Raw genomic sequence first — 14,007 nt, 5'->3', positions numbered from 1 at the left:
ATAGTTTTCTAATATTTCAGTAAAGGGGCGTGTAGAGCTGCTCTACTGACAGTAGTGTCAGCGTCATCAGTCTTTTTTAACGTTAATAACGTCTAGATTTGGATAGCTAAGCAATATCTCATATTCCTGCGAGCCGCGTCTGGCCTCAATGTCAAAGACACCACGCTTGTTTTTTTCTTCAAGATCGATATCTTCGACACGGTAACCCATAGACCTTACTTTATTGATGGCACGGCGCTTGATCGCTGGGTAACGTGACTCTCTTTTAATGCTGTCCTCTATATCACCTTTTTTATAGCGCTTGTCATTCTTATATTTGCCATTATTTTTATGCTTATCTTTTTTATAATGGTCATTGTCTTTTTGATACTTGTTATCTTCCCAATTGTTCGACCATGATCTTTTATTTGAGCTGATGAGTCTTAGAGAAGGGTAAGTATATGTTAGCTCATAGAGCTGATTATTCTTTTTGGCAAAAGCTGTCATTGCGCGATCGCCGCGATAACTGTCAGAACGAATGTCTATGACTTGATAGCCTTTGCGGCGTAAGTCTTGGCGTAGCTGCTGGCTGACACGGCTGAAGCTATCGCTTTGCCGATTATTATCACCACGATATATGGGCTGGTTATCATAGCCTGGACCAACGACAGCACAACCGACAGTGGTACCCAATAGAGCAACGATAAGACCAGTAGACATGGCTGTCTTAAAGGAGAACGGCTTTAGAGTTTTCATGAGGCAATGTCCTATAAGGTTTCAGAGAGCTTGCGATAAGAATGCTTATATGAGTTAAAGGTAGGAGATTCTAAAATATGTTGATACAGCCATACTCAGATAGGTATTAAGAGTTACCGTCAATAAGAAAACTATTTTTAGAAATGTTTTCTTACATTATCTATCATAGGATACAAAGCTTTATATTAAGTGTCATTTGCGTTAATAAGTTGTAATTATTGAGAATAATTGAATCGTTGTAAGCATATGCTTACACGCAATGACGTTTACGCGACTTAACATGAGGGTGAGAGTTAGGCATTATGGTTACACGGCATTAGGGAATGTGACTCAAGGATTGAGTTGACCGCATTAAGGATAATGATTCAATTATTAGCATCAGGATGATAATAGTAGTTGAAGTAAGGACACATACCCATTGCTGATAGCAGCAGTTAAGATTAGATGCTGTACGCAGTAATAAGGGCAGGATGCCCAGTATCACAATCACTGAATATTTGTGCAAGGATGCATAGAAAGCAGTCGTGATAGGTAACATGGATAGTTAACAATAAAACCGCATAACAATTTATTGCTATGCGGTTTTATCGTGTCTGGACGATGCTAATTACTCTGATTAGCCGATATTAGCTTTTAGCTGATACCAGATATAAAATGAGAGTTATAAAATATTGCTTCTTTAGTTTATGATTTATATAATACAGAAAAACCGCATAAATTTCTATGCGGTTTTTATTTTATCTACTTTGAAAAAGACACTATTTATATTTCTCAAAGAAAATTTATTAGTAATTGTTTTCGCGGCGCCAGTCATCTACTTCGCGCTCGGCATGATCTTGAGCATGGCCATAACGCTCTTGTACACGGCCAACTAGCTTATCACGGCTGCCTTCAACTTGATCTAAATCATCATCAGTCAGCTCGCCCCATTTTTGCTTTACTGAGCCTTTTAGCTGTTTCCATTCGCCTTTTAGAGTATTCTCATTCATAGTTATATTCCTTTTTCTTTAATTAATATGTGTAATATAATTTTTAATTACTTTTCATGGTAGTTCTGTTTGCTAATTACTAAACCTACTGATTTATTTGTTTTCTTATTTTAGTAGTTCACAAGTATGATTGGATGCTACCAATTATCTTGTGGTATTAAATATAGGACGTTTTAATTCAGCTGTCTGTATGCGCTATGTTTATAGTGTTACTTAATTATAGTGAGCGTGCATTATGTGTTATCTGCCGACTCGCTGTAGTAGCAAAGCGTAAATTACGTCTGCCATGCGTAATAAAAATACTCAAATCAATAATTGTCATTAAGTACGAATAAGATAAAAAAACCACTATTACATAAAATATATGGCCTACGAATAAAAAGCAGAAACCTAAAAATAGGTCATCTGCTTTTTTATTTTGCAATATAAGATAAGAGCCAGCTTGTTAAGATACTCTGCTAGAGGTTAGCTAAGTAACGCTGATAACGTTTGGTCAGTTTGCTGAGACGGATACGGTCACTAAGTAATGACAATATTGGCGACGCATTTGGTTTAGGCGGCTTTGCTTTACCCATACGCTGTAGTTGGCGCTTGATAACTGCCATGGTAGCAACGGTACTTAAGGTCTTATCCTTCCACTGTACCATAGGGTTGTGAGCACTGAGGCTGCCATCTTTTTTCCAGTCATTGGGTAGCGCTGGGTTCATGGCTAATGCTGTTCCCATACCGACAATATCAATACCTTGAGCCAGTACTTCTTCTGCAACGGCTAATCGTCTGACGCCACCTGTGGTCATCACAGGCATTTTGGCCACTTGTGCAATCTCTTTTGCGAAGTCCAAAAAATAGGCTTCTCGTTGCAACGTGCGACCATCTGCTGTGTTGCCTTGCATGGCTGGGCTTTCGTAACTGCCACCCGACAGCTCAACCAAATCTACTGCTAGCTCGCTCATCGCCAAAACAACCACTTTGGCATCATCAGCGTCAAACCCGCCCCGCTGAAAATCTGCTGAATTTATCTTTACAGTGACCGCAAAGGCGGGCGTAACTTGAGCGCGAATGGCCTTAATGACTGCAATCAGCAATCGCATACGGTTTTCAATCGACCCGCCGTATTCGTCTTCTCGTTTATTGGTGAGCGGTGATAAAAACTGAGAAATCAGGTAACCATGGGCCGCATGAATTTGCACGCCATCAAAACCAGCTTGCTCTGCTTTGATAGCACTATCGGCAAATCGTTGTATCAGCTGATATATATCCTGCTGCGTCATGGCGCGAGGTTTGCTAAATAAATGCGAGTGCTTACCCAAGTCGATAGACACATCAGAGGGTGACAATACATCACCGCCCATCGAGGCATAAACTTGACGACCAGGATGATTTAGCTGCATAAAAACGCGTGTGTTGTTTTGTTTGGCGGCACGTGCCCATGCTTCAAAAGGCGCTATGTCACTATGCCTGTCTAATACGACACCGCCCGGACCAGTCATGGCGCGGCCGTCGACCATCACGTTTCCTGTGATTAATAAACCAGTACCGCCATTCGCCCAGCTTGTATATAGGCGCAGTAAGTTAGGGCCAGGGATTTGACCAACATCAGCCATGTTTTCTTCCATGGCAGCTTTGGCTAAGCGATTGGGCAAGGTGATACCACAAGGCAATATAAACGGTGAAAAAACAGGTGATGTCATGGTAGCAGCCTAAAATTATTGTTTTGTGAAGCGTGCGTTCTACTATGAATTTGGCTATAGACTTATCGTTTAAATGACTATAACCTTATAGTCGAAACATAATTAGTAAAAATTGTTGTGGGTTTAAAAATGATGAGTCTAAAGATAGTGAGCGATATGTGCCTATCATCACACTTTTTTAGCACAATAGCACTTCAGGTAAATTACTGGCGTGTTGACATAATCATTTATCGAGTAGGGATACCTCTGTATTGAATGCATTAGCGCAAAATGAAGCCGTACCTATAGAGTCAAAACGTGAGCTGGCAAAAGCCAAGACGCGGCGTGCCTTATTAAAAAGTGCTTTACGGCTGTATAGCCTAGAAGGCGCTCAAGGCATGAGCATGAATAAAGTGGCTAAAGGGGCAGGCATTGCGCAGCCCAGTTTTTATAATCATTTTGAGAGCTTAGATGCGCTACAGAACGAGCTCAGCGCTCAGTTAAAAGACAACTATCTGTCGCCAATGCGGCTGGCATGGGTCAATATGCTCAAGGACTATGATGTACTGACTAAGGATGAGTTTAATCGGCAGTGTCAGCAATGTCTGATAATGATTTTTGATTCAGCGTTTCAGAATATTGCGCTATTTCAGCATTTGCTCGAAGATCGTCCGCGATTCACTGCCGATATAGAAAACCAATCCTCACTCAATAATGGACTGGGTAATCTAGTCAGCGAAATACAAGAAGAGTGGACAGAGATATTTATTCAAGGATTGCAGCTATCCAATCGTTCTTGTGAACGTAGCGCTGTTAATCTTTGTGTGGATATGGCAGCCGCGCAAGTACATGAGCTGATACTAGGCTGTCATCAGCAGCGCTACTCGAGGGAGCAAGCGATTGCGACATTGAATATCAGCTTTGATACACTGTTCGCCAATTTTTTGCAAGGAAGCAACCATAGCGACTCATGATAAACATCATGAAAGCTAGGATTTATAAAACACAAAAGGGAGTATGACTATGGCCACTACAGCGGCTAGCGCGACAGACAACGAACAAATCCACTTTAGAACCTGTACTTTATGCGAGGCCATGTGCGGCGTCGAGATCAAGCACGATGGCGAAAAAGTCTTATCGATTAAAGGAGATAAAAACGATCCTTTTTCTCAAGGCTACATTTGCCCAAAAGCCACTGCTTTGCAGGATTTGTACGAAGATCCTGATCGTTTGCGAGGCCCTGTCGAGAGAACGGCGGATGGTTGGAAGTCTATCAGTTGGCCAGAGGCGTTAGATAAAGTCGCTGCAGGTATCCAGTCCGTTCAGCAAAAATATGGTCAAAATGCGTTTGGGGTGTATTTGGGTAACCCGAATGTCCATAACATGGGTGGCATGTTGACCATCAAACAACTACTGACCAGCCTAAAGACGCGTAGTCGCTTTTCTGCGACCTCAATTGACCAACTGCCACACCATATTGTCAGCATGCATTTGTTCGGTCATATGCTGCGTATACCAGTCCCCGATGTGAATCGCACGCAGTATATGCTCATCATCGGTGGTAACCCGCTGGCGTCTAATGGCAGTATCATGACCGCACCCAACATGCGCCAAAAGTTAAAAGACATCAAAGCCCGCGATGGCAAAGTGGTGGTGATCGACCCAAGGCGTACCGAAACAGCAGACATTGCCAGCGAACATCATTTTATTCGCCCAGCGACAGATGTATTGCTGTTACTTGCCATGCTCAATGAAATCTACGCACAAGGCTACGCCAAGGTAGATAGCCGAGTGGCAGATTTGGCACCAGAGATTGATCGTATTGCATCATTTGCAGCAGGATTCACGCCTGAGTCGGTGGCAAATATTACAGGCATTACCGCCACTGAAATCAAACGCATCGTCAAAGAATTTTGTGAAGCTGAAAGCTCGGTCTGCTATGGCCGTATGGGTATCTCGGTGCAAGAGTTTGGCTTGCTGAGCCAATATCTGTCTATGGTTATCAATATCGTCACTGGCCGCTTAGATGAAGTGGGCGGGCTTATGTTCCCGAACCCTGCTGTCGACGTGGTGAATAGCTCGGGTCCTGGCTATTTGGGCAAACGCCACAGTCGTGTGAGTAACTTGCCTGATTTTAATGGCGAATATCCAGTGGTTGCGATGGCGGATGAGATGCTAGTAGAAGGAGAAGGTCAATTAAAAGGCTTTATGACTGTCGCCGGCAACCCTGTTCTTAGCACGCCAAATGGCGAAAAGTTGGATGAAGCATTATCAGGGCTTGAGTTTATGGTGTCGCTCGATTACTTTGTGACCGAGACCAGTCGCCATGCCAATATTATCCTGCCGCCCGTCTCGCCATTAGAGCGTGACCATTACGACGTTACGTTCAATGGCTTTGCCGTACACAATGTTGCCAAATACTCGCCTGCCTTATTTAGCAAAACAGAGAATGAAAAGCACGACTGGGAGATTTATCTAGGGCTAGCTGATCGTTTGGATAAAGACGCACCAGAAGCGGTACAAAAAGAACGTGCCGCGACCAAAGCCTTTGGACCAAAGTTCTTACTTGAGCAAGGTCTAAAATATGGACCTTATCAAGACGTCACATTGGATGCGCTCATAGAGAATCCACACGGTATCGATTTAGGGCCACTTCACAGCATGTTACCAGAGGCTATCAAGCATGCAGATAAGCAAATCAATCTCAATGTTGATTTTTATCAGGCAGATTTGGTACGGGTCAAGGAGATGATGCAGCAGTACGATGATCAAGAGATTTTGCTTATCGGACGTCGCCATGTGCGTAGCAATAACTCATGGCTGCACAATAGCTATCGATTGGTCAAAGGCAAATCCCGTTGTACGTTGATGCTACATCCACAAACGGCAGTGCAGCACGGTATTGCAGACGGTCAAGATGTAAGAGTGACCTCTCGAGTAGGCAGCATAATCATCGCAGCAGAAGTAACCGATGAGCTGATGCCAGGCGTGGTCAGTATTCCGCATGGCTTTGGTCATGGGCGTAAAGGGGTGAAGCAAAAGATTGCTCAAGAGCATGCTGGTGTGAGCGTTAATGACTTAACAGATGATACTCTAATCGATCAGTTGAGTGGCAATGCCGCCGTTAATGGTGTACCTGTGCAACTAGAGGCGTTGGGCGCTAACACAGATGATGTGGCTAATGCGGTATTAGAAAATTCAGCAGACAGCGCAATGGCTTAAACTCAGTTTTTATGTCAAAGCAAAAAACGGTGCTTACCTAATATAAGCGCCGTTTTTTATGGGCATAACTTTGATATATTATTTCAATGCTAGGTCAATCGCTTGCGCCTACAAAGTCAAAATCAACGTCGGGCGTTTCGCCTTGTATTAATAAGCTGATGGCTTTTGCAGAGCCGCAAGCATGCGTCCAGCCTAACGTGCCATGTCCAGTATTAAGCCATAGATTGTCAAAAGTGGCTGAAGCATTGTGACTGCCATGTTTGACTTGACCACAGTGTGCACGACCAATTAAAGGTACGTTCGAGGGGGTCATCGGACGCAGTCCTGTCCAATATTGAACAGAATTTGCGATGATACCTTTTGGAAATAACTGCTGCACACGGCGAGTAATGGCTTCACAGCGTGTGGTATTCAAATCTAAATTATAACCATTGAATTCTGCTGTCCCTGCCACTCGCAACTTATCACCCAAACGTGAAGTCACCAACTTAAACTCATCATCAATCAGGCTGACAAAAGGCGCTAAATGCGGCGCTCGTGGATTGACCGTATAGGTGGCTGAATAGCCCTTTGCAGGAAAGATAGGCACATGAATGTCCAGTGGTTTTAACAGAGGGACGCTATAGCTGCCTAGCGCGATAACATGACTATCAGCCGTGAAAGTCTGCGCATTTTCGCCTTTTGGGCGAATGGTAATACTGTGTATATGAGGTTTTGCAGAGTCTGTATCAGTATTGAGTGCTAAGATCTCAGTAACATATAAGAACTGTACACCCGCATCTATGCAGCGCTGTGCGAGTCTTTGCGTAAATAGGTGCGCATTACCAGATTCGTCACGGCTGGTGTAGGTCGCTCCAGTAAGTTTGTGCGCAATCGGGTAGAGGGCAGGTTCCAAGTTAACGGCATTATTGATATCAATCACATGACGCTCACAACCAAGCGCTTGCATACGCTCAGTGGGTTCGATAGCGGCATCAAACTCCGCTTGGCTGGTATAAAAGTGCATGATACCGCGTGTTTGCTGCTCATACTCGATACCGATGTCTGCGCGTAGCTGTTGTAAGGCATCGCGAGAATACAACCCTAAGCGCACCATCTGCACCAGATTGGCATCGGCTCTATCGGCGCGGCACTCTTGCAAAAACTGCATGGCCCATTTGAGCTGATCCTTGTCCGCACGCAGGCGAAACAGTAGCGGGGCGTCTTCTTTAAATAGCCACTTAAGCGCTTTCATCGGGGTGGCAGGGTTGGCCCACGGCGTTGCATGAGAGACCGATATTTGACCACCATTGGCAAAGGACGTCTGCATTCCTGCTGCGGACTCACGTTCAATCACGGTCACATCATAGCCTGCTTGACGTAGATACCACGCGGTGGTCACGCCCACCACGCCTGCTCCGAGTACCGCAATATGTGTCATGGGATTCTCTATGCTGATGTTAATCATGACGGCAGCCGTATATTAGCTTGCCATCACCGTTGCTGTGCAGCTTTCTTGATTCGATTTACTTTGGGCGCGCAACATCCACCTGTAGCGCTGCTGGCAAGTCCAGTATGCTAAGCGTACTTTCTGCCAAGTGTTCAGGACGAGCAACGACCAGTGCAGTAAAGCCGTTGTCATTTGCCATTGCATTGACCACTTGGATTTTATCTAGTTTGTCACCCGCGGCTGGCACATCACCAGTACCTTTTACATAGTGCAAAAATGCTTTTGGCGCAGATTTAAAATAAATACGGGCAATGACTTCTTGACCCAAGTAGCAGCCTTTATCATAGTCCATACCGCCACGCTGATGCAGACGCAGCTCTTGCGGCTGGAACTCGCCTTGAGTCGCCGCGACAATCCAGTAATTACCAGTCGCTAGGCTGCACGCCATCCAATCCTCAGTGTCTTCAGCGGTATTGTGATCGTCCTTATGACTAAAGGTTGGTTCGTCTGCTAACACGCAAGGATAAATCGCGATCGACTCGCTGGTATCAAATTTAGAAAACGCGCCAAACTTTTTTAAATGAGATTGTAAGGCATCTGCGCAATCGCTGCTGATGACCACATCATAGTGCTTTTCGGCTTGTTTCTTAATCCAAATGCCAAATTCGATCCGACCTTTTAGATTACAAATAGCCGCGGCTTGATAGCTAAGCCCAAGCTTGGTGACATCACAAGTCAATTGCCCTTGTAAGAATTTTTCGGCGTCCTCGCCTTGAATGGTCAATTGTGAAAACTGCGGCAATGCGGAAATATCTGGAGATTGAGTCATTGTTATTATCCTTCTGCTGAATGCTTAATTATTAAAATATAGAGATGAAATCGAAGCGATAAGAATTATAGGTGCGCTTTAATATAGACGCTGTTATTACTGACAGAACATGTCAGAAAAAATGTAAATAAGGTTAAGAAGAGTACCACAAAAATGGTGTCACAAAAACGTCATCCATAAGTGGGGCGCTTAAGTGTGGGTTAAGCACTAAATTGGGCGTAGTGCGGCATTTTCAACGGTACCAATTGGTTAAAAATGGCGAGTTACGGTACAATGTCCGCTCTACAATAAACCCAACGTCTGATGACTGCCGAGGATATGATGAGCTTACCAAATTGCCCGAAATGTGATGCTGAATATACGTATGAAGATGGTGCGTTACTGGTATGTCCGATGTGCGCTCACGAGTGGACAGCAGCTGAGACAGATGCGGCGCAAGCGGAAGAGCAAGATGCCGTCATTCGCGATGCTGTCGGTAACGAGCTACAGGATGGCGATGCCGTTACGGTCATTAAAGACCTGAAAGTGAAAGGCTCTTCACTTGTTATCAAGGTTGGGACTAAAGCGAAAAGTATTCGCCTATTGCCAGACGCGACCGATGGTCACGATATTGATTGTAAACTCGACGGTTATGGCCCAATGAAGCTGAAATCTTCTGTCGTCAAAAAAGCGTAATCCACCTCTCTTGGAGGTCACCGCTTCTAGTGCTATTTTAGCGATCAATTATGACTGTTTGAGAAAATGATATACAGCCTAGGTATGTGCAAAGTGAGGTACTGATTTGTTCTCTCAATATCAACATATAAAAAAGCCATCTAACGCTTAGGTGGCTTTTTTATAGTGCTGCATTTGATTAAATGCAGGTTCTTAGTCAATCTTAATGTAAAAAATGATTGAGCGGTTTAAGCTAGTAACTTAGCGATGAGGGGTAAAGAGTATGTTTTGCAACCTACATAATCATCTTATATAGTTGTGCTTATTAATACGTATTAGTACCTTTATCCAATAATATCATTGGTAAACAAGCCTTCGTTAAGCACTAACGATTCACAGTGCCCCATATTCCACTCATGGTGACTGACGATAATCAGTATATTCTCTTTTTGATGCGTACATACATTTTGCCAAACCTGTGTACGAGTTCGGCCATCAAGGCCTGCAAATGGCTCATCGAGCAACAATACTCTTCTAGGTTTCAGCAATAATCTTGCCAGTGCGATGCGCCGCGCCTGCCCACCAGAGATAGCCGCTCCATATTCGCCAAGCGGGGTGGCAAGCCCTTGTGGCTGCGTTTGTAACCATGGTAACAATCCAACCTTGTCTAAAGACGCCATTAATTCAGCATCGCTGGCATCGATTTTTCCCAAACGCAAATTGGCTGCCAAACTTTGGTCAAATATATCAAGCTGTTGACCTAAATAACCAAGCTGGTCTTGCCAGTCGTAAGCATGCCAGGCTATCCCATTTAGCACTACTTCACCTGATAGAGCAGGTAGCTCATTTGCGAGCAATTGTAGCAGCGTTGATTTGCCGCAACCTGATGGGCCGCGAACGATCAAAGGTGTACCAGATTGAATAGAGATATTAACATCTTGAGCACCGACCAGCGCCTTCGGTATTTTTGCATAGACATGTTTAAGCTCTACTGTCAGTGCATCAGTCGGTAGCGGTAATAAAGGGTGGGATATTTCTGATCTAACGTTCTCTTTTTTGGTGACCGTTTTCTTTGAATGGGTCTTGGTGATTTCATTATCCTCAAACTGCTGAACTAGCAAAGCATTTAGGCGATTTTTTGCCGCTATGCTGCTACCAAGCGATAGATAATTCTGACCTAATGGGACCAAAATCTCTTGAATACCGAGCAATCCAAGTGTCACTGCCAGTATCAATGGCACATTGATGTCAGTACCAATGTCTAAGGTAGCAACAGTAAATAACACCACCAAAACACTCAAGTAGAGCAACCACTGGATAGCTAAAGTATAACTAGAGCGTTGTTTCTGCGCTTGCCATTCTAGCTTTTGCAAAGTCTCATCTTGATTGGTATAGCTTTTGGTTTGCGCATGCCACTGCTGCCAAAGTAGTAGCTGAGTAATAATCGCTAATGGCGCAAGCAATTTGTGACGCCGTGCTTCAGAGGTCTCAGCCAGCCGCTTTGATTGTTCAATACCTAAGCAAGTTGCTATCAATGGCAACAGTAGTGCTAACGTGAGCAAAATAAAAATCATCAGTTTAAAGGTAGTGCCAACAGGCAAAACAAAACCGATAAATATAGCCAGTAGTATCATCGTTATGGTGCTAATGAGCCAAGGAGAAACAACTCGCAGTATAAACTCATCAAGCTTGTCGATATCGCTGACCAGTCGGTGCATATATTGAGAAGCATGTAGAGCATTGCGCTGCTGTATCAAGGGTTTGGCAGCCAGATGATGAAAGAACTTTAATCTAAGGTTTTTCAACAAATTAAACACCGCATGATGTGAAACCATCAGCTCACCATAGCGACTGGCTGTACGAGCCATCGCCAACATCCGTATGATTCCCGCTGGTACCATGTAATTAAAGGCATGTGAACCTACCGCTAGCATGCCAGCTAATGCTGCGCCAGTGATAAACCAGCCTGATATCATCAGCAGCGCAATAATAGAGAGGGTAAATATCAGCCCAAGTAGCCAAGAAATGAGCCATAAGTCAAATGAGGGTTTGAACATATCGCGTAAGCGAAAAACTGGCACATAATCATCCTTAAGCTGATGATCACAGGAATTAAGTAAGTTAGATGATCTCTGCTTGCTCATTGCGCACCTCCTACCTGTTTAGATAACTCACTGGTATTGAGCACCTGATGGTCAGCAGATAACGGTAGTGACAGTCGAATCACGCTATCCAACCATTCTAGCTGCTCATGTGCATGGGTCACCCAAACCACGGTTTTATGGCGACTGACGATTTCAAGTAAGGTGTGAATATGCTGGGCGGTATCAGGGTCTAAATGCTCGGTTGGCTCGTCCAGTAACCATAGACTGGCATTGCGTAGTAGTAGCTGGGCGATACCCAAGCGTTGCTGCTGGCCACCTGATAATCCTTGCCCACGATCACCAAGCTGCGTATGTATACCATCAGGTAAATGTTTGACGAGCTCCCACAGCGCCACCACTTGAAGTACTTCAATCAGCTCTTGTTCGGTTGCTTGAGGACTGGCAAGGCGCAAGTTCTCTGCAATTGTGAGTGGCATCAATGCCACTTGCTGCGCTAAATAGCCAGTATTTTGTCGCAGTAACTCAGGATCAATATCGTGAAAAGGTACTTGCATTGTTTCATCGGTACTGACGAGGGCGATGTCTCCCTCATAATTCACAAACCCCATCAGTGCTTGTAGCAGGCTAGACTTACCGCTGCCACTATCGCCAATCAGTGCAATCCGTTTGCCCGCTTTTATACTAAAAGTCGTTGGTGCCAGACGATGGCGATAAATGGGTGGGAGGCCTACTTGAAGATCTGATGTGGAGGCTGAGTGAGTGATTGCTTCTGTCGAGATGGCTATTGGGCTACGAATGCTGACGTTCGATAGTTCAATACCAAAAGCCTGGGAGGTATCCAATGAGAGTGATTTTATAAAGCTTGTATTAGGGTCAGTTCTATAATCAGTACGGTTGTCATTAGTAGAGTCCACTGTTTTTGCTGCCTCAATAATTGGCAGTAGACTCTGTACTGCGCCTTCGGCTTGGGCTTTGGCGTGATAGTCAGCACCTAACTGGCGTAACGGCAAATAAAAATCAGGGGCTAACAATAAAACAAACAAGGCGCCAAAGTACGGTACTGGTACCTCTCCCTTATCCCAAGGCAATATACCGATCAATCCAAAACCAAGGTAAACGGCCACCAGCGCAATACTCAATGCAGCCAGCAACTCTAAGACAGCACCATTTAAAAAAGCAATTTTTAGTACATCCATAGTACGGCGGCGATAATCTTCGCTGCTGATGGCTAAATCATGGCCTGCGATATCAGTAGCTTGTAAGCGCTTTAACGTTGGCATGCCACGTACCCAATCTAAAAAACGACCACTGAGCTGAGCCAATGCAGTGAATTGATCGGCGCTTTTACGTGCCGTTAAGTGACCAATCAATATCATAAATATAGGCACTAAAGGTGCGGTCAACAGTAGCAACACTGCGGCGACCCAACTCTGGTATGCGACCGCAATCAGTAGAATCATAGGCGTACTGACAGCAACCTTACGCTGCACGCTAAAACTACTGATAAAACCATCTAGCGCATCAGTTTGATCAATGATTTGGCTAGACAAACTACCATCGCTACCAAAATAACGTAAGTTTGGTCCCAGTTTTTCCATAATTGATAACAAAGACTCACGCAGCTTACGGCGTACCGTGAAACTGGCACGACTGCTAATGAGTTCACGACCACTATTGAGTAGTGGTCGAGTCGTAAAGCAGGCTGCCAGTCCTACCAGCCAATAAATAGAAACATTTGTAGACAAAGGAAGGTCATAAAAATGATTGTAGAGCCACGTGCTAAAAAGGCTAGCCAGTAGCCATGCCTGCCAAACAAGTAGCAACGTGCTGATGATAGTCAGTAACCACGCTAAGTTAAGAGAGCGCTTGACTGATATTAGTATTTCTTTGAGAAGTCGTTTTTCGGCATTTGTGAGTGTTGCCATAGTACTGTCTACCGTCACCATAGAAGTCGAAAATAATGAAAAGAGAAAATGATAACTATTAGGGCATATTGAGTATTTACTAATAGGCACTGCTACCAATTTGGACTTGTATTAATGGCTAACTATCAGTGCTATAAAACATCAAAGATGATATATCATGTACCATGGTTTATATAATTAAGTATTTGATATTTAATGGTTATTATATGAAATAACATCAGTGAAACAAACATGGTTGGCAAGTAAAAATTTAGATATCACCCAAGTAAACCTTGATTGATGACTATCTTACCAGCACCTGTGATGCGTTCATTTGAACTTCCATGATTACAACTGGGATGTAATTTTATATAAATTATGTCATAATCTAAGCTTAAAACCACATTTTTTTTGTGGATTAATTCTTGTATCGATTTGCTCTAAAGATTATACTATTTAATATATTATTT

At 43.9% G+C, this 14,007-nt stretch carries 10 protein-coding genes; 3 read left to right on the top strand and 7 right to left on the bottom strand.

Annotated features, from left to right (window positions below):
• Positions 1-66: 66 nt before the first annotated feature.
• The 3 genes from JMX83_RS08870 to JMX83_RS08860 all read right to left on the bottom strand — a co-directional run bounded on the left by JMX83_RS08870 (position 67) and on the right by JMX83_RS08860 (position 3,415).
• Positions 67-735 (bottom strand): hypothetical protein, encoded by a 669-nt coding sequence (locus JMX83_RS08870; protein WP_201600799.1) that lies wholly within the window; start codon positions 733-735, stop codon positions 67-69.
• Between the two features lie 785 nt (positions 736-1,520).
• A complete protein-coding gene (locus JMX83_RS08865) occupies positions 1,521-1,724 on the bottom strand; it encodes a CsbD family protein (RefSeq protein WP_201600796.1) in 204 nt (67 codons plus the stop codon).
• Positions 1,725-2,182: 458 nt separating this feature from the next.
• The gene (locus tag JMX83_RS08860; protein WP_201600793.1) at positions 2,183-3,415 is read right to left on the bottom strand and encodes an NADH:flavin oxidoreductase/NADH oxidase family protein; all 1,233 of its coding nucleotides are present in this window, start codon (positions 3,413-3,415) and stop codon (positions 2,183-2,185) included.
• Between the two features lie 251 nt (positions 3,416-3,666).
• Between JMX83_RS08860 and JMX83_RS08855 the strand changes: the two genes are divergently transcribed.
• Entirely contained in the window at positions 3,667-4,368 is a 702-nt protein-coding gene (locus tag JMX83_RS08855; RefSeq protein WP_201600790.1) for a TetR/AcrR family transcriptional regulator, read from the top strand.
• Between the two features lie 49 nt (positions 4,369-4,417).
• Positions 4,418-6,616, top strand: a complete 2,199-nt coding sequence (locus tag JMX83_RS08850; RefSeq protein ID WP_201600787.1) for a molybdopterin oxidoreductase family protein — start codon at positions 4,418-4,420, stop codon at positions 6,614-6,616.
• Positions 6,617-6,710: 94 nt separating this feature from the next.
• Here JMX83_RS08850 and JMX83_RS08845 read toward each other — a convergent pair whose 3' ends face one another.
• Both JMX83_RS08845 and ygfZ read right to left on the bottom strand, forming a co-directional pair.
• On the bottom strand, positions 6,711-8,063 hold the full coding sequence (locus JMX83_RS08845; RefSeq protein ID WP_265089519.1) for a D-amino acid dehydrogenase: 1,353 nt from the start codon (positions 8,061-8,063) through the stop codon (positions 6,711-6,713).
• A 58-nt stretch (positions 8,064-8,121) separates the two neighbouring features.
• A complete protein-coding gene (gene ygfZ / locus JMX83_RS08840) occupies positions 8,122-8,874 on the bottom strand; it encodes a CAF17-like 4Fe-4S cluster assembly/insertion protein YgfZ (protein ID WP_201600784.1) in 753 nt (250 codons plus the stop codon).
• 321 nt (positions 8,875-9,195) lie between these two features.
• On the opposite strand from ygfZ, the gene JMX83_RS08835 reads away from it, so the two are divergent.
• Positions 9,196-9,549: a zinc ribbon domain-containing protein YjdM gene (locus JMX83_RS08835; protein WP_058025320.1), complete on the top strand. Its 354-nt coding sequence runs from the start codon at positions 9,196-9,198 to the stop codon at positions 9,547-9,549.
• A gap of 323 nt (positions 9,550-9,872) precedes the next feature.
• On the opposite strand, the gene JMX83_RS08830 is transcribed toward JMX83_RS08835, so the two are convergent.
• Positions 9,873-11,672 carry an amino acid ABC transporter ATP-binding/permease protein gene (locus tag JMX83_RS08830; RefSeq protein ID WP_201600781.1) on the bottom strand — a complete coding sequence of 600 codons (1,800 nt, stop codon included), beginning with the start codon at positions 11,670-11,672 and terminating at the stop codon, positions 9,873-9,875.
• Positions 11,669-13,558 (bottom strand): thiol reductant ABC exporter subunit CydD, encoded by a 1,890-nt coding sequence (gene cydD / locus JMX83_RS08825; RefSeq protein ID WP_201600779.1) that lies wholly within the window; start codon positions 13,556-13,558, stop codon positions 11,669-11,671. Before cydD ends, JMX83_RS08830 begins: the two co-directional genes overlap by 4 nt.
• Positions 13,559-14,007: the final 449 nt, after the last annotated feature.

The organism is Psychrobacter piscatorii (assembly GCF_904846415.1).
Classification (GTDB): Bacteria; Pseudomonadota; Gammaproteobacteria; order Pseudomonadales; family Moraxellaceae; genus Psychrobacter; species Psychrobacter piscatorii.
Note: the sequence above shows the minus strand (reverse complement) of the source record. Positions and strands in the feature narration are given on the sequence as shown.